Raw genomic sequence first — 18,083 nt, 5'->3', positions numbered from 1 at the left:
ACGTAGGGCGTTTGATCCGGCTAAAGCCGCCACTCCGGTCACCATTTTTACGGACGGTTACTGACAAGCTGTCCGCACATTTCCGCTAATTTAATTGCGGACAGCCACTAAGGACCTGGTTGCAGGACCAGGTGGTCTTGCACGGCTTGCTGCACGGCTTCCTCGCTAAACCGCATCGGGTGGTACTGCCCGTTGAGCCACAACGCAATTTCGTCGTCATAATGCTTATTGTACGGGTGGCCGCTCTGCCCGGTGGGGATCACGGAGAGGCTGTCGTCCAGGTTGCTCAGGTCCACAATCATGCGCATGGAGGGGTGCCAGGTGACGTGCGCGGGGTCGCCGTAACTCCAGCCGGTGGCGTTGACCAGGCTGCTGCCGCCATCCGCGGGGAAAGGGCCGCGGTTGACCATGCTCTCCAGCAGACTGATGCCGCTTTGCCCCAGGGGATCGCTGACAAACGTGGCGTCGTGGATGCGCCCCCAGGTCCAGTCGTTCATGCTGCCGCCCAGATTGTCCTGGAACCAGTCGATGGTCTCGCCCATTGCCTGCAAAATCACGTCGTCGCGGCTTTCCTGGCTGCCGGTGTTCACGTTGTCCCACCAGGGAGAGTCTGGCTCCTGCGCCAGTTTGTGGAAGAAGACGAAGCTGATGGCCGCGTCCGTGCGCCCATCGGTGATGTCGCCGCCAATGTCGTCCGCGATGGTGTCCCGCGCCAGGTTCATGAAGAAAATTTCAAACAGGGCTGCCGGCACGCTGTCCCGTCGTTCCTGTAAATCCCAGCCGCGCAGCCGCTCCAAAGCTGCCTGCACATCCGCGTCGCTGCTGCTCAAGCCTGTCAGCAGAGGCACGTAGGATTCGGCCAGGAGGGATTTGCTGTCCATGTGAATGCGGCCAAAGTCCTCGGCATTGATGGGGCGCGTGGCGATGACTTCCGCGATCATGTCCGTGATGCGCTGGGCGCGGTCGCCGTTGGCCCACGTTTTTTCAATCAGGTAGGGGTAGTCGGGACCGACGACGGCGTTGTTGGCGGTGACGATGAAGCCGGAATCGGGGTTGTAAAGGGCGGGGAGCGCCTCGTAGGGAATCCAGCCATCCCATTCGTATTCGCCGGTCCAACCGGGGACGGGGACCGTGCCGTCGCCTGCTTTACGCAAAGGGACGCGCCCAGGCATCTGGTAGGCGATGTTGCCTTCCACGTCGGCGTAGACGGTGTTCTGCGCCGCCGTGTCCCAATACTGCATGGCGTCGCGGAATTCCTCGTAATCCTGCGCCTGGTTCAGCCCGAGGATAGCCAATAGCAGGCGGGAGGGTTCGGCGGTGGCCCATTGCAAGGCAAGGGGGTTGCTCAGTTCATCCACAACGTCGTTCATGAGGGGACCGTGGCGGGTGAGACGCACGTTTACGGTGACGTCGTCGCCGCCGTTGACGCGGATGACTTCGGGGATGATGGTCATGTCTTGCCATTCGCCCTCGAATTCGTACTGATCCGGGTTGTCCGGGTTGAGTTTTTCTATGAAGAGGTCTTGCACGTCGGGGCCGACGTTGGTGACGCCCCAGGCGATTTTGTTGTTATGGCCGATGATGACGCCGGGCGTGCCGGCAAAAGAGAAGCCCACCACATCCCAACCAGGCGCATGAAGCCCGACTTCGTACCAAATAGATGGCATCTGGATGCTCAGGTGCGGATCATCCGCCAGCAGGGGCATCCCCGTGGCTGTGTGTTCGCCACTGACGACCCAGTTGTTGCTGCCCACGAAAGGACCATTACCCAGGGCAAGGCCGTTTGCCGGCATTCCTGCCAAAACGCCCATATTCACCCGCGACCAATCGACCTGCTCCACCACTGCCGGCACGGGCAACCCGGCATTCCCTTTCGCATCCGGCGCAATTACGGGCCGATTTTCCGGGTAGAACGGGCGCAGTTCCGCCGTCTTCTCCGGTCCCAACTTCTGCAACAAATCGGCCCGCGCCAGTTCGCCCTGCCAGTTCCCGGACAAGTCCCAGGACATCACCGTGGCCCAACCAATCGTATCCAGCGGCGTCCACGGCTCAATCTCCCACGGCTCGCTTTGTAGCCCCAGCAGCGTCTGCGTCAGAGAAAAATCATCTTTGTGCTGCGCCAGGTACGCATTCACCCCCGCACTGTACGCTTCCAGGATGTGCAGCGCCTCGGGTTGATCCTGCTCATACATCGCCAGCGTGGCTTCGGAAATACGATTGAAGCCCACCGTGCGGATGAAGGTGTCCGTATCCAGCGTCGCGTCCCCCACCATTTCGGAGAGGCGGCCAAAGGCAATGTGCCGCCAGAACTCCATCTGCCAGAAGCGATCCTGCGCGTGTACGTACCCTTCGGCAAAGAAAAGGTCATCCGCATTTTGGGCGTAGATGTGTGGGATGCCGTACTCGTCGCGGTAGATGTTGACTTCCGCCTGCAACCCGGTTACAGTGATGTTACCATTAGTTTTGGGGAAGGGGCGGCGCACGGTATAGATGAGAATGCCGGCAACCACGACCACAACGGCCAGGAGCAGCGAAACCAAAATGAGTAAAACCCGTGCCAGACGATTCATACTTTCCTCCTGATGTAGGTGATGAGAAGCGAGGGGGTCACGAGTGCAAGCACTCGCCCTTGGGCGCTCATTTTAGCACGGGTTCATAGAATAATGGTAACTGCTAAGCCAGATAGGACCAATTTTCTCTGGTGAAAATGACCATTGCGTGCGTGAAATTGGTCCAATCTCCAGAGAGCGTTAGTAGTTACCATGGAGAAACTTCCGATGAAAAAGTCACTTCCCTTCTTCTTGTTTCTTTTCCTCCTCAGCGGTTACGCGGCGCTGGCGTCGGCGGACAACGCCGCCACGCACGCGCCCGCCGAACCACGCCCCTTGCAAGTCAGCGACGACGTTTCCGCCTGCACGGGCGAGAATCTCGGCCCCAATTTGCTGCAAAACCCTTCGTTTGAAGGGCCATACAGCGCCTATATTCCTCCCGACGGGCATCCTGACTGTCCTGCCGGCATTTGCACCACCGCACAAATGGCCGCCAACTGGACTCCCTGGTGGAAATCGGGCACGCCCCAAGACTACGACCGCAACCCGGAGTACAAACCAGCACAATTGTGGGACCAGGGCGCTACCGGACCGGGGGATCGGGTGCATTCTGGCGCGCAGGCGCAGCAGTATTTCTCCTTCTTCGGCACGCACATTGCCGGCATCTACCAACAAGTTCCCGTCATCCCCGGCTACACCTACCGCTTCTGCGTCTGGGGGCACTCCTGGTCCGCCGGTGAATGGGTAGACTACGAAAGCAATCCCCCCACCATCCCCGACACCGACTACGTCTCCGGTCCCCAATTCGGCGAAATGATGCAGCGCGTAGGCATCGACCCCTTCGGCGGGGACGAATGGCCCGTGGACGGCGTAGGGACCAACATCATCTGGGGACCCGCCCGCGAGCAGTACGACTACTGGGGCGAGTTCATCGTCGAAGCCGTGGCCCAAGCCGACACCCTCACCGTCTACACCTTCTCCGACCCCATGTGGGCCGTGCGCAACAACGACGTCTACTGGGACGACGCCCAACTCGTCCTGGTCACGGCGGAAATGAGTATCACCCCGCCTGGCGGCATAACCTTGCTCGCCAATTCAGGCAGTGCCGCCGCCACGCCGCGCAGCGTGCAAATCACTATCGTCCCCGACAATTACACCTGGTCCGCCGCCATCGCGCCGGGCGCAACCTTCACCCCCACGCTTTCAATGGCGCAAGGCAGCGCCGGAGATTTCCTCACCATCAATGCGGATACCGCCCTGCTTGCGCCAGGAACCTACACCGCCACACTCACAATCACCTCCGCCAACCCCGTCACCGACGGCAGCCCCGCCGACATCCCCCTCACGCTGCGCGTCCTGCCCGACATGCACCAGATTTTCCTCCCCTGGCTTGGTCGCAACGAATGACCCCCACTCAAATGGGTGAATGGTCAACATAGCGCCCCGTTTGTTATCCATTCACCCATTCAACAATTGTAACGACTAACACTCTTTGGAGATTGGACCAATTTCACGCGCGCAATGACCCTTTTCACCAGAGGAAATCGGTCCAATCTGGCTTGGCCGTTACTAATAATTAATTATTCCCCTCCCCCTGTCCTGGCGGCGTGTACAGATTCCGCAGCCGGTAGCTACGATACGCACTATACTCCCCTTGCAGCGTGTAGTCGATGCTCCCGTCCGGCAGCGCCTCGTCCGCAAAGCTGAAAAACAACGGCAATTGCGGTCGCAGCACAATGCCTGAACCAAAATGATAATTGCCGTTTAGCAGAACTTGCGCACTGCCCAGAGCCATCGAATACCGCCCCAGGTCAGCATTCGTCTCCAACGTGGCCGTCATCCCGTTTTCATCAAACGACCACACCTGGCCACGGCTGTTGCACGGCGACTGCGCCTCATGGCAGCGCGTGTTACCGTTGTCATACAACACAATTTGATTCTGCGCCGCGCCGATCAGATCGGCGTCATGTTGGTGCGAAAACCAGGGGGACGGATCGTCCGCCACCGGCACAAAATCCCCCTCCGCGCCCATGCGCCAGATGATGTCGCCGCTGCCGCCGCCATCAGCGTAGTCAATTTTCACCAACCAGTCCTGATGCCGCACGGAAAGCAGCAGATTCCCATCCACCGCCGAATAGCTGATAGCATTGGTGTGCATCCAATCGTTGGCAATGGGGGCCAATAGCACGGGGGGGCAGCCCGGCGCCTCGTTCAGGCAACGTTCGCCGAGCACCGCCATACGCGCCGTATCCATTTTCTCAAACGGGTCCCACACCCACTTCAACTGCCATTGCGGGTCCAACACGAGCACATAGTCGCCTAATACATCAACGGGTCCTTCTCCCTGCATATCCACCAGGATACGCTCCGTGCTGCCCAAAACCGCCGTGTCTCCGTTGGGCAGGCGAATCGCGTCGTGATGAAAACTGGTGGCGGGGAAGTACCCCAGGGCCACAAGCTGCTCACTGACGCGCCGCACCGTCGTTTCATGCACAATGCGACCCGCCAGGTCGCTCTCGCGCAGCACAAAGCCGCGCCGTTCGCCGTAGACGTCGTAGAGGCGATTGCCGCCGGGCAGCAGGCGCGTCAGGTTGGGTTGCAATTCGTAATCGGTGCTGTCGTACCAAATAACATCGCCCACGAGGTTGGTGGCGTACTGCAAACGCGGCACGGGCGCTTGCCCAAAGCTCGGCCCCGGTCCCACCAGCAACACGCCTTCCACCAGGCTGGTCTGGGCATCGGGCGGATTCTTGATCTGATGATTAGGAAAGGCGTAGGGCAGGCTGCCTGTCTGGAAAAAGCGCCACGGCCCGTACACGGTGTCCTGGTTGGGGCTGGTGATCTCGTGCATGATGACGTAGTTGGTGTTGGCCTTCATGCCGGCAACATAAAAATTCATCGAGTGCGTCCCCGTACACGGCTTTGCATTCGTGGCCATCACGGCCGCCCCACCCAAAGGCTTGAAGAACACACGCATCTCCCCGCCCACCACGCAGGCAGGCGCACTGTACAGAGCGATCAGTGGATGATCAATAGCCGTCACCACCGGCGTACTCGTCGCCCGCGGCAGCAGATCAAACGTCTGCGTCACCACCGTCACCTCGCCCGTGGCTAAATTGCGTACCGAGGCCTCCACCACATAAACCCCATCCTCCAGCGGCGCCCAGGGAAACACGTTCTTGTCGCTGTAATCCACCATCAACTGCATGGCCTCCCCTAATCGGCCAAAACGAAAGCAGTAATCCACCGGGTCGGCGATGTCATCCGTGACCGTCCAGGTGACCACCGTCCCCACCGGTTGCCCCGAAGGCAGATCCGCCGTCAAGGTGACAGTCTGGGGGGCGTTGACCTCCTGGCTTTGCGCATACGTCGCCGACGCAGCAAAAAACAACCCCAGCACGAGCAAAACAATCATCCACTTCTTCATGGTGATTCTCCTCAATTGTATGAGATTGGGCTGATGATTGGCCTACCCAACCCGCTCACTTGCCTGCGTCACAGTCGTCATGATACGGGCCGGCGCACCATTGCAGGGGAACAATGCCGCGCCGAGTTTGTTTATCCCCACCCAGTTGCCTACATCATAATATGTTCCGAGGCTAAATTCAACCACTTTTGCACGGCAGGGTGCGCGGGGTTTTTGTTGACACCGTCATTTTTGTGGGGCGAATACTGTTTCGCGCCCCGCGCGGAGAATTTTACGGGGCTTTTCCCTGGCGTCGCCAGGCGCGCAGCGCCGAGGTGACGCCCTCGACTCGGGCGGAAACAACTTGTGTACCCTCGTACTTCTGTGAGAGGCTACGGGCTTACGGGTTATCAACGAATGTTCCGCGCACCCTGCACGGCAGTAGAGGTGGATTTATGATGTTGGTTTGCCGGCATTCGCGCCAAGAGCCAGGTTGCCAACAAGAACGCCTGCGTTACAATCGGGCGCGAATCAGATGAACCCATTCACCAACCCGCCAAAACGCTTATGAAAGTCTTGCTCCACAGCATCGGCTGCCGCCTCAACCAGAGCGAAATCGAAACAATGGCCCGTCAACTGCTGGCGGCGGGGCATGAGATCGTCACCGACGCCACCGCGGCGGACAAAGTCGTCATCAACACCTGCGCCGTCACCGCCGAGGCCGCCCGCGACGCCCGCGGCCTCACGCGCCGCTTCCACCGCCAAAACGAAGCGGCGGAGATCATCCTCACCGGCTGCTACGCCACCCTTGCCCCGCGCGAACTGGCCCGCCTGCCCGGAACCGCCGCCATCGTCCCCAACCAGGACAAAAGCGACCTCGTGCCAATGTTGGCTCCCACAGCACGCATCGATTTACCCCTGTTTGAGCAGGAACCGGTGCTGCGCGAATTCCTGGCCGGAAGCAGCGGCAACACGCGCGCCTTCGTAAAAGTGCAGGATGGCTGCGACAACCACTGCACCTTCTGCGTCACCACCGTCGCCCGTGGCGTGGGGCAGAGCCGCCACCTGGGGGATGTGGTAGCCGAAATCCAGGCGTTGCGCGCGGCAGGCTACCAGGAAGCGGTGTTGACGGGCGTGCATCTGGGCAGCTATGGGCACGACCTGGGCGGTCCGGTTGGGCTGCGCGATCTGGTACAGGCCATTCTCACGCATACGGATATTCCTCGCCTGCGGCTTTCCTCGCTAGAGCCATGGGATATTGCGCCCGACTTCTTCGCATTGTGGCAAAATCCGCGCCTGATGCCCCACCTACATCTGCCCTTGCAGTCGGGCAGCGATGGCGTGCTGCGGCGCATGGCGCGGCGCACGCGGCGGGCCGGTTTCCGCGCGCTCACCGCCGCTGCACAGGCCGGCATTCCCCACCTCAATCTGACGACGGACATCATCGTGGGCTTCCCCGGCGAAACGGAAGCGGATTTTGCGCAAAGCCTGGATTTGGTGCGCGAAGTGGGCTTCTCCCGCCTGCATGTGTTCAGTTATAGCCGGCGTCCGGGGACGGCTGCTGCCGGCATGTCACACCAAATTCCCGCCGCCATCAAAAAAGAACGCAGCCGGCGCATGATCGCCCTCGGCCACGAACTAGGCCAGGCATTTCACCGCCAGTATGAGGGGGATGTGCGTCCCGTGTTGTGGGAAACGGTCGCGGGAGCGGATGACGATGGCCTGCGCTGGGTCGGCTACACAGACAATTACATTCGCGTGGTCGCCTATGGACCGGAAGACCTGGGCAATCGCGTCACGCCCACGCGCCTGCACAGCGCCCAGGCGGACGGGATGCAAGGCGCTACCAGCCTGGCAACGCAACCCGCGAAATGATTCAACGGCAATGAAGACAGGGCACAGAACGATGCAACATCGTCTGACTTGCCAGGCATGACCTACGGATTATGAGATTTTGCCGATCCGTGTTGACAGCATCCCGCACCTATGCCATAATCCCCGCTATCGTTAACATTGATTTGCAGGAAAACCTGTCCGCTATCCTAAAAAAAGAGGAGGTGGTGTGCATGTGTAGTCATTTAGCTAAACATGCCGTGGCACTATCTCCTCTGATGAGCAAATAGTGCCACGGCAAAAAGCAAAAACCGCCTGTGCGTCTTCTACGGAAGATTTCCACAGGCGGTTTTTGTTTTGGGGAGCAGCGCGGCTCATCAGGGTGTGAAATAGAGACGCGCGGCGCGGGTGTTGGAGAAGGAGAAGGGTGCGATTTTGCCGGCATTCTCCGTCCGTTGCATAATACCCCCCCGTGTGAGACCGTCACTCACCAGATTCAGATACGGAAGCATACACGTCTCCCCGTCTGTTCGCTTCCATTCGCACACAAGGACAAACAAAACGAATGAATGCTAAAGGTCTCAAAGTGGGGCTTATTGCCCTGATGGTCATCCTCCTCGCCATTCTCGGCCTCAGCGGCTGGATCCTGCTGCAAGACAACCGTGCCGGCAGCGAACCCACCGCCGCCCCAAACGACACCGCGCAACCCACCGCCATCGCCGCGCAGCCCACCACCGCCGCCACCCTGCCACCGCCCATCCTGGAGGTCCTGCCCACCAACACCCCCACGGAAACCCCCATCCCCACCGACACGCCGGAACCAACGGAAACGCCCCTCCCCACCGACACGCCGGAACCCACCCCCGCCCCCACCAACACCCCCGTCCCCGTCGTCGTTGTCCCGCCGCCCACCGCCGTGCCACCCACCGCCGTACCGCCCACCGCCGTACCGCCCACGCCCAAACCCGTGGACACCTTCGGCCTCACCGCCACCTACTTCGGCCTGCAAGATCGCTCCCAATTCTTCCCCGGCGGCGACGTCTGGTTTGAATTCCAAATAGCCAACACATTGGGCGCGCCCGTTTCCTTTGGCGCGCTGGGCGTCATGCCCAAAAAAGACGGCGTTGACCGTCCTGAATGGTATCAGCACAGTTGGGGCGGCAATAACGACGCCATCCCCGTCAACGGATTGGCGGCGGACGACCGCATCATCCTGAACGAGCGCGGCAATTACACCCTGCGGCTGGTCATCTGCTTCTCCGATTACAATAGCTGCCGCGCCGGCGGTCCCTGGATTTCGCTGTCCCCAGAAATTCCGATCACCATCAATTAACCTTACAGCGTAACGATGGACCCTCTCGCGGGCTGAGCTTGTCGAAGCCCTTGTTGCTTTCGACAGGCCCCGTCAACGGATTAAGTCGTTACCTTGCGGGAGTCAGATTGGAGCAGTCTTGTCACGCTTTTGGCGCGCGATGGCGACGAACGAACTGGAAGTTCGTTCTACAAACGAGGCAAACATGAAGGAAATTCCCGTTATTCTCTTTGGCGCGGGGGGCGTGGGGCAGGCGTTGCTGCGGCAAATTGTGGAGAGCCGCGCGCGTGTGGCGGCGCGCAACGGCTGCCGCTTCGACGTGGTAGCTGTTGTTGACAGCCGTGGTTGGCTCTGGCAGCCCGCCGGCCTCACCGAGGCGGAAATCGCCGCCGCGGTGGACGCGAAACGCGCCGCCAGCCGCCGTCCGGCCCCGGAAAAGGCCGGCGACACGCAAACGGCCCGGGAACATGCGCGCGCGCGCAAAGCCGTGGCAGGCGGCGAAATCGCGCCGCTGGGCGCGGAACGCCCCGACAACCTGGAGGTGCTGGCGGCAGCCGCGGCAGCGGGATTGGCAGGAGGGATTGTGGTGGATGTGACGGCGGCCGGGGGCATGGAACCCACCCTCACCGCCGCTCTGGAAATGGGATACGGCGTGGCCCTCGCCAACAAAAAGCCTCTCGCCGGTCCCTGGGAAACGGCGCGCCCTTTTTTCCATCACCCCCGCCTGCGCCATGAATCCACCGTCGGCGGCGGCCAGCCGGTGATCGCCACGCTGCGCTACTTACTGGACACGAATGACCCTATTCTGCGCATCGAAGGCCAGTTGAGCGGAACTTTGGGGTTCATTTGTCAGCGGATGGATGCCGGCATTTCCTTCTCCGCCGCCCTCGCCGCCGCCAAGGGGAAAGGGTACACCGAACCCGACCCCCGCGACGACCTCGGCGGGCGGGACGTGATGCGCAAGATCATGATCCTGGGGCGCATGGCCGGCTGGCCGCTGGAAGAGAAAGACATCGACGTGGAATCCCTCTACCCCTCCGCGCTGGCCCACCTGCCCGTCACCGAGTTCATGGCCGCCGCCGTAGCTATGGACGGCTCCATGCAGGATCGCGTCCACGCGGCGGCGGCGGCGGGCGAGGTGCTGCGCTACGTGGCCGAACTGGAAGACGGACGTGGCAGCGTGGGACTGAAGCCTGTGCCCGTGGAAAGCCCGCTGGCAAACCTGAAGTACATCAGCTTCCGCACGGGGCGTTATGATGATGAGCCGCTGTTGATTGCCGGCAAAGGCGCAGGACTGGAGATGACGGCGGCGGGCGTGTTAGGAGACATGATCGACCTGGCGCGGGAAATGGGCTGACCGGGTGCCGCATGTTCAAACTCCCGCCCATCCCCCGCGCCGATGGCGTCACGAATCGCCAGGTTTTTTTGGGGTTGGGCGCGCGCTTCTTCGACGAGCTGCTCAGTGGGCTGCCCGACGTCCTCATGCCTACGATGCGCGTCCTGCTCGGCCTCTCCTTCACCCAGATCAGCCTCCTGTCGCTGGTCCTCAACTACGTTGCCGCCATCGTTGAACCCATCAACGGCCTGCTGATTGACATGTGGCCGCGGCGCCGGCTGCTGGCCTGGGGAGCCTTTTTCATCGGCGTTTCCACCATGCTCGTGGGACTGGCCCCGACGTTCGCTCTCCTCGTCGTCGCTTATGGCGTCTATGGGTTGGGGTCGGGGCCGCTGGCGCACACGGGGGATGTGGTTCTGGTGGAAGCGCACCCCGCTGCGCCGGACCGCATTTTTGCCCGTGCCACGCTGCTGGACACGATGGGGGCGTTGTTGGGGCCGGCGCTGGTGACGTTCACCTTCTGGCTCCATTTTCCGTGGCGGTGGCTGCTGCTCAGTTTGGGCGCGTCCAGCCTCGTCTACGCTTTTTTTCTGCTGCGTACCCGGTTTCCCGTGGCTGCCGGCATTTCCCAGGAGACGGAGGATGGCCACGGCCACATGCTGGCGGGCATGCGCGCCAACCTGCGCACCGTACTCACCCATCCCGCCGCCCGCTACTGGCTACTCTTCTCCCTGGCCTTTGATTTGCTAGAAACCCCCTTCCACTTCCAGACCGTCTGGCTGGCGGAGGAAGTCGGCCTGTCGCAGGCGCTCGTAGGCGTGTTTCGCGTCCTGGAAATGGTTGTGGGCATGGTCAGCCTGCTGGCGCTGGACCGCTGGCGACAGCGGGCATCCGCGCGGCAAGTGCTGCGGCTGGCGGCGGCGGGCGTGGCGCTCCTGTTTCCCGCCTGGCTGTTCATCCCCGGCATCTGGCCCCGCTTCCTGCTGATGGTCCCCTTGATGTTCCTGCTCTCCATGTTCTGGCCCATTGTGCGCGCGCAGTCGCTGGCCTGCCTGCCCGGACGGGCGGGGGCCATGACGGCGGCGCTGTCGCTACTGGGGCTGCTCCCCTTGACGCTGCTGTTAGGGTTGCTGGCCGACCGCGCCAACTTGCCCACGGCCATGTTCACCGGCTTTGCCGTGGGCATGGCCAGTATTGTTCTGTTGCTGAGCCAGGGGGCAGGGAATCAGGCGGTATGGGCGGGGCAGGATGACGATAACGACGCGGGTTGATGGTGGCGGCGGGGCGGCAAATGCCGGCAAATGCCGGCACAACATCTCCCCCTCTTCCCTCATTCTTCACCAGAGCGCGCAAATCGCGCCCCTATTTTTGCGCCTCGAAGCGGTCCACCGACGGATTCGTGTACGCCCACTGGCACTGGCAGCCAATCAAGTTACACTCAATCGCCGCCGTACACTTGTGCGCCACCACCTGATACCCCAACGTATCCGGGACCATCTCCGCCGGAAAGCGGCGCAGTTCCTGAATCTCCGCCTCCCGCTGAATAATCTCGCAAAATTGCGAATCAATTGTTACCCATTTTTCAGCAGCCATTTTCATCTCCGCAATTGAAAACAAGACAGCACAAGGTTTATGACGACTGTAGTTTAGGCGTGGCGGATGTTTTCACCAAGTGCGCATTGTCACGCCATCGCCCGCGAAATGTCATCGGTGTGATGGAACATCCCATTAGGACTGGCGCTGAAATAAGGCTCGAATTGCCGCGCCAGTTTGAAGGAGCGGTAAGGAAACAACGCAGCCGCCGCTTTCCGCTAGAGGCGCAGTTCCAGGTGCTGCTGGTACAACTCGTCACGCATGGCCTGAATGTCGGGGTCGTTGACGTAATCTTCAAAGCGCATGGCGCGGTCGATTATGCCGGCAGGCGTGATTTCCACAATTCGGTTAGCGATAGTATCCACAAACTGGTAATCGTGGGAAGTGAAGAGAACCACGTCGGGGAACTTGATCAGGCCATCGTTGAGGGCCGTGATCGCCTCCAGGTCCAGATGATTGGTGGGTTCGTCCAGAATGAGGACGTTGGCCCCGCTGAGCATCATGCGCGACAACATGCAGCGCACCCGCTCGCCGCCGGAGAGGACGTTGGTTTTCTTCAAGGCTTCTTCGCCGGAGAAGAGCATTCGCCCCAGGAAGCCGCGCAGGAAGGATTCGCTGTCGTCGCTGGAGTATTGGCGCAGCCATTCGACAAGGGTGAGGCTGGTATCGAAGAAGCGTCCGTTTTCTTTGGGAAAGTAGGCGTAGGTGATGGTCACGCCCCAGTTGATTGTGCCGGCATCTGGTTCATCCTCCCCCGCCAGCAAATCAAACAACGTCGTCTTCACCAGGTCATTGGGACCAATGAAGGCGATCTTGTCCCCCGGATTCACCGTCAGGTTAAAATTGAACAACAGCGGCTCCCCATCAACCGTCTTGTACAGGTCCTCCACCTGCAAAACAGTGCGCCCGCAGGCGCGTTCCGGGCGGAAATCAACATAAGGGAAACGGCGCGAAGATGCCGGCAAATCATCCACCGTCAGCTTCTCAATCAACTTCTTGCGCGAGGTAGCCTGCCGCGACTTAGACGCATTCGCGCTAAAGCGGCGCACAAACTCCTGCAACTCCTTGATCTTATCCGTCCGTTTCCGCTGCAAATTCTTCTGCTGCTGCATCACCAACTGACTCGCGTGATACCAGAAATCATAGTTCCCCACGTACATCTGGATTTTGCCAAAATCAATATCCGCGATGTGCGTGCAAACGTTGTTCAGAAAATGGCGATCATGCGAAACCACAATGACCGTACTCTTGTAATCAATCAAGAAATCCTCCAGCCAGCGGATCGACTTCAAATCAAGCTGATTCGTCGGCTCGTCCAGCAGCAGAATGTCCGGGTTGCCAAACAACGCCTGCGCCAACAGCACGCGCACCTTCTGCGTCGCCTCCAACTCGTCCATTTGCCGGTCATGCAAATCCTCCGTGATGCCCAGACCACTGAGCAGCGCCGCCGCGTCCGCCTCCGCCTCGTAGCCGTTCATCTCCGCCACCTGCGCCTCCAGGTCCGCCGCGTGCAGGCCGTCTTCCTCCGAAAAATCCGGCTTCATGTAGATAGCGTCCCGCGCTTGCAAGACCTGGTGCAGCCGTCTGTGCCCCATGATCACCGTCTCCAGGACGGAATAGTCGTCAAAAGCGAACTGATCCTGCTGTAACATCGCCAGCCGTTCATTCGGGGCAATGATAATCTCGCCCGTGGATGGCTCAATTTCGCCGGCGATGATGCGCAGCAGCGTCGATTTGCCGGCCCCGTTGGCCCCAATCAAGCCATAACAGTTTCCGGGCAGAAACTTCAAATTGACGTCCTTAAACAAGGTCCGTTCGCCAAAAGAAAGAGAAATGTTGCTTAAAGTTAACACGTTTTATCCTGTTCCGCGCGCGGCGCGTTATGCCGGCACGCTACAATCTGTCCGCCGACTTCCTACTCGTTTGTCTCATTCGCGCCGTTGGTGAAAAATTGAAGCGATCTTCCCTGATTGTATGCGCTTGCAAGGATGACAGCAAGCACGCCCGTAAGTTTGCCCGACCGCGTGGCGTCAAAGTAAATGGAATTGTGCTATGATACTATCGTTGTCAGGCCCGGCGCCTGCTCATTCCCTGGAGGCACAACATGGCATCAGCCGACATAGGACTCATTGGACTGGCCGTCATGGGGCAAAACCTTGTCCTGAACATGAACGACCACGGCTTTACGGTCGCCGTCTACAACCGCACCACATCCGTCGTGGATGATTTTCTGGCGCAAGAAGCGCATGGCACAAACGTCATCGGCGCGCACAGCATCGAAGAACTCATCGGCCACCTCAAGCGCCCCCGCCGCGTCATGCTCATGATCAAAGCGGGCGCGCCCGTAGATGGCGTGATTGAGCAGCTTCTCCCTCACCTGGATGCGGGCGACATCGTCATCGACGGCGGCAACTCCAACTACCAGGACACCATGCGCCGCACCGCCTACCTGGAGGCGCGCGGCCTTTTGTTTATTGGCACGGGCATTTCCGGCGGCGAAGAGGGGGCGCGACATGGCCCCTCCATCATGCCCGGCGGGTCGCCCGCCGCCTGGCCGCACGTGCAGGCCATCTTGCAAAGCATTGCCGCCAAAGTAGCCGATGGGACACCTTGCTGCGACTGGGTGGGCGAAAATGGGGCCGGCCACTTCGTAAAAATGGTCCACAACGGCATCGAATACGGAGATATGCAGTTGATCAGCGAGGCGTATCACCTGCTCTCCACGGTTCTCAACCTCAGCCCGGAGGAGATGAGCCGGGTTTTTGCCCGCTGGAACGAGGGAAACCTGGACTCCTATCTGATTGAGATCACCGGCCACATTCTGGCCTTCACGGATGAAGACGGCGCGCCGTTGGTGAACAAAATCCTGGATACGGCAGGGCAAAAAGGGACGGGGAAATGGACGGCAAGCAATGCCCTGGAGTCCGGCATTCCCCTGACGCTGATCGCCGAGGCGGTGTTTGCCCGCTTTCTCTCCGCCCTCAAGGAGGAGCGCGTGGCCGCCGCAAAGCTGCTCGCGGGACCGCAAACGTCGTTCAGCGGGCAGCGGCAAGCGTTCATAGATGATCTGGGCGCGGCGCTGTATGCGGCGAAGATTGTCTCCTACACGCAAGGGTACATGCTCATGCGCGCGGCGGCGAAGGAGTACGGTTGGAATTTGAATTACGGGGGCGTGGCGCTGATGTGGCGCGAGGGGTGCATTATTCGTTCCGCCTTCCTGGGGAAGATTAAGGAGGCGTATGACCGGGACGCGGAATTGGTGAATTTGCTGCTAGACCCGTATTTTCGGGCGCAGGTGCAAGAGGCGCAGGCGGCCTGGCGGCGGGTGGTGGCGCAGGCGGTGGAAATGGGCGTGCCTGTGCCGGCATTATCCAGCGCCCTCGCCTTCTATGATGGGTATCGCCACGAACGATTGCCCGCCAATCTGCTACAAGCCCAACGCGACTACTTCGGCGCGCACACCTACGAGCGCGTAGACCGGCCCCGCGGCCAGTTCTTCCACACCGACTGGACCGGCCACGGCGGCGACGTCACCGCCGGCTCCTACACCGCCTGATTCCACCGGAAAAACATCATGAGCGAAAACAACCAACCCATCACCCTGATCATTTTTGGGGCCAGCGGCGACCTGACGCAACGGAAGTTGATCCCTTCCCTCTTCAGCCTCTATCGGCGTCAGCACCTCCCCCCCAACACGCGCATCGTTGGTTATGCCCGCCGCCCTTACGATGACGACAGCTTTCGCCAATTGTTGCGGGAGGGGGTGGCCGAATATGCCGGCAAACACTTCGACCCCGCCGCCTGGGAAACCTTCGCCCAAAGCATCTACTACAGCCGCGGCAACCTCAACGAAGACGAAGGCTACGATGCCCTCCAGACACGCCTCGCCGACCTGGAAAATGGTCCCGCCCACCGCATCTACTACCTGGCAACCGCCCCCGAATTCTTCCCCGTCGTCGTCACCTTCCTCGGCGAACGCAGCATGGGCGACGAAAGCGACGGATGGCGGCGGCTGATCGTGGAAAAACCATTCGGCGTCAATCTGGCATCCGCTCACGAGCTAAACCACGTACTCCAGGACGTATTCGCCGAGCGCCAAATCTACCGCATTGACCATTACCTGGGCAAAGAGACGGTGCAAAACATCCTCACCTTCCGCTTTGCCAACGCCATCTTCGAGCCGCTGTGGAATCGCACCTACGTGGACAACGTGCAAATCACCGCCTCGGAAACCGTCGGCGTGGAGCGGCGCGCCGGGTACTACGACCAGGCCGGCGTCGTGCGCGACATGTTCCAGAATCACTTACTGCAACTCGTCACCCTCACGGCGATGGAGCCGCCCGCCATATTCAACGCCAAAAGCCTGCGCGACGAAAAAGTCAAGGTGCTGCAATCCGTCTCCCCCATCCGCGTCAGTGATACGCTGCTGGGCCAATATCGGCGCTACCGGGATGAGCCGGGCGTGAAAGAGCGCTCTCGTACACCCACCTACCTGGCCATTAAACTCTTCGTGGATAACTGGCGTTGGCAGGGGGTCCCTTTCTACGTGCGCTCCGGCAAAGGGCTGGCCGCCAAGACCACGGAAATCACCCTCAGCTTCAAGAAGGTCCCACACCTGATGTTCCCCGGAAACGACGGACTCGTCTCCAACCGCCTCTCGCTTTGCATTCAACCGGACGAGGGGATTCATCTGCGCTTCGCCAGCAAAATCCCCGGCGGCGGCATGGCCAGTGAACCGGTGGATATGGCCTTCCATTTCAGCGACCGGTATGGTGACCTGGGTATTCCCGACGCCTACGAGCGGCTGCTGCTGGATGCCATCCAGGGAGATGCGTCCCTCTTTGCCCGTGGCGATGAAATTGAGCGCGCCTGGGAACTGGTGGACCCGGTGTTGCGGACGTGGGAGAATGCCGATGGCCCGGCCCTAGTTTTCTATGAAGAAGATACGTGGGGACCGGTGGAGGCGGATGATTTTCTGGCGCGGGATAGCCGCGTCTGGCAGTTGGGCTGCGGTCCACATTAGTAAGAAGATACGGGATGCGGGGGTGGCGAGCTAACAACGGGCAATCGTCAACAAAAGTAACTGCTAAGCCAGATTGGACCAATTTTCTCTGGTGAAAATGGCCATTAAACGTGTGAAATTGGTCCAATCTCCGGCGCGTGTTAGTAGTTACCAACAGAAAACTTTTACAGGAGCAAAACGATGAAGATAGGCATTTTAGGCGCAGGCAATGTGGGCGGCAGTTTGGGAAAAGCGTGGGCGCAGTGCGGACACGAGATCGTTTTCGGCGCGCGCGACCCACACGGTGAGCGGGCGCAGCAGGCAGTGGCCGGGGCAGGAAGCAACGCACGGGCGGATACGCTCGGCGCGGCGGTGGCAGCAACGGATGTGGTGGTGCTGGCGGTCCCCTGGGCGGCCGTGCCGGACGCATTGCGGGCGGCGGGCGACCTGAGCGGCAAGATTGTAATTGATACGACCAATGCGCTGCGTTGGGAGAATGGCCCTGTGAAGGGGGTGGATACGTCGGCGGCGGAGACGATCGCCGCCTGGCTGCCCGGTAGCCACGTGGTAAAGGCGTTTAATACGATTGGCGGGGAGCATATGGCTGATCCGCAATTTGGGGACGAGGCCGCCGACATGTTTATCTGCGGTGACGATGCGGCGGCGCGGGCGGTGGTGGCGGGGCTGGCAAACGAGATTGGTTTTGTGGCGCGAGATGCCGGCACGCTCCGCAACGCCCCTCTCCTGGAATCCCTGGCCATCCTCTGGATTCACATGGTCACCGTCGGCGGCCTGGGGCGCGACGTAGCTTTCAAGCTGTTGACCAAGAATTAGACCACTGCCGGTGGCCGGTCACAACAAAACAACACGCCCGCGTTGCGCGGGCGTGTTGTTGGTGATCAACTATTGAAATAATAGTGGAAGCCCCTAGTAGTGTGCTTCATTTTACCAAAAGTCGTGATCCTCTTGCGACAGCGTTACTATTTTAACGCCGCGCACAAGATTCGCGCTCAAAACAGTGCGACTGACCTGCATGAGATTCGCTGGCTGGT

The 18,083-nt window shown here is 60.4% G+C and carries 12 protein-coding genes; 8 read left to right on the top strand and 4 right to left on the bottom strand.

What is annotated here, in order from left to right; translation table 11 throughout:
* Nucleotides 1-107: 107 nt before the first annotated feature.
* Complete coding sequence (locus H6650_03510) at nt 108-2,570, bottom strand: penicillin acylase family protein (GenBank protein MCB8951060.1); 2,463 nt, start codon at nt 2,568-2,570, stop codon at nt 108-110.
* 207 nt (nt 2,571-2,777) lie between these two features.
* Here H6650_03510 and H6650_03505 point away from each other — a divergent pair, with 207 nt between their 5' ends.
* Nucleotides 2,778-3,956 (top strand): hypothetical protein, encoded by a 1,179-nt coding sequence (locus tag H6650_03505; GenBank protein ID MCB8951059.1) that lies wholly within the window; start codon nt 2,778-2,780, stop codon nt 3,954-3,956.
* A 169-nt stretch (nt 3,957-4,125) separates the two neighbouring features.
* Here the strand turns inward: H6650_03505 and H6650_03500 are convergent, their stop codons facing one another.
* Nucleotides 4,126-5,976, bottom strand: a complete 1,851-nt coding sequence (locus tag H6650_03500) for an aryl-sulfate sulfotransferase (protein ID MCB8951058.1) — start codon at nt 5,974-5,976, stop codon at nt 4,126-4,128.
* Nucleotides 5,977-6,522: 546 nt separating this feature from the next.
* Here H6650_03500 and mtaB point away from each other — a divergent pair.
* From mtaB to H6650_03480, 4 genes are all read left to right on the top strand, one after another.
* Entirely contained in the window at nt 6,523-7,830 is a 1,308-nt protein-coding gene (mtaB, locus tag H6650_03495) for a tRNA (N(6)-L-threonylcarbamoyladenosine(37)-C(2))-methylthiotransferase MtaB (protein ID MCB8951057.1), read from the top strand.
* A gap of 523 nt (nt 7,831-8,353) precedes the next feature.
* Complete coding sequence (locus H6650_03490; protein MCB8951056.1) at nt 8,354-9,121, top strand: hypothetical protein; 768 nt, start codon at nt 8,354-8,356, stop codon at nt 9,119-9,121.
* A 184-nt stretch (nt 9,122-9,305) separates the two neighbouring features.
* Nucleotides 9,306-10,457 (top strand): homoserine dehydrogenase, encoded by a 1,152-nt coding sequence (locus H6650_03485; protein MCB8951055.1) that lies wholly within the window; start codon nt 9,306-9,308, stop codon nt 10,455-10,457.
* A gap of 11 nt (nt 10,458-10,468) precedes the next feature.
* The gene (locus H6650_03480; GenBank protein MCB8951054.1) at nt 10,469-11,707 is read left to right on the top strand and encodes an MFS transporter; all 1,239 of its coding nucleotides are present in this window, start codon (nt 10,469-10,471) and stop codon (nt 11,705-11,707) included.
* A gap of 91 nt (nt 11,708-11,798) precedes the next feature.
* On the opposite strand, the gene H6650_03475 is transcribed toward H6650_03480, so the two are convergent.
* Nucleotides 11,799-12,029, bottom strand: coding sequence for a hypothetical protein (locus tag H6650_03475; GenBank protein MCB8951053.1), 231 nt, complete (start codon nt 12,027-12,029; stop codon nt 11,799-11,801).
* Between the two features lie 218 nt (nt 12,030-12,247).
* The gene (locus H6650_03470; GenBank protein ID MCB8951052.1) at nt 12,248-13,882 is read right to left on the bottom strand and encodes an ATP-binding cassette domain-containing protein; all 1,635 of its coding nucleotides are present in this window, start codon (nt 13,880-13,882) and stop codon (nt 12,248-12,250) included.
* 251 nt (nt 13,883-14,133) lie between these two features.
* Here H6650_03470 and gnd point away from each other — a divergent pair, with 251 nt between their 5' ends.
* The 3 genes from gnd to H6650_03455 all read left to right on the top strand — a co-directional run bounded on the left by gnd (nt 14,134) and on the right by H6650_03455 (nt 17,865).
* Nucleotides 14,134-15,585 carry a decarboxylating NADP(+)-dependent phosphogluconate dehydrogenase gene (gene gnd, locus H6650_03465; protein ID MCB8951051.1) on the top strand — a complete coding sequence of 484 codons (1,452 nt, stop codon included), beginning with the start codon at nt 14,134-14,136 and terminating at the stop codon, nt 15,583-15,585.
* Between the two features lie 18 nt (nt 15,586-15,603).
* Nucleotides 15,604-17,052, top strand: coding sequence for a glucose-6-phosphate dehydrogenase (gene zwf / locus H6650_03460; protein MCB8951050.1), 1,449 nt, complete (start codon nt 15,604-15,606; stop codon nt 17,050-17,052).
* 180 nt (nt 17,053-17,232) lie between these two features.
* Nucleotides 17,233-17,865, top strand: a complete 633-nt coding sequence (locus tag H6650_03455) for an NAD(P)-binding domain-containing protein (protein MCB8951049.1) — start codon at nt 17,233-17,235, stop codon at nt 17,863-17,865.
* The last annotated feature ends 218 nt before the right edge of the window (nt 17,866-18,083 follow it).

It is taken from the genome of Ardenticatenales bacterium (assembly GCA_020634515.1).
Classification (GTDB): Bacteria; Chloroflexota; Anaerolineae; order Promineifilales; family Promineifilaceae; genus JAGVTM01.
This window is presented reverse-complemented; position numbering and strand designations above follow the sequence as displayed.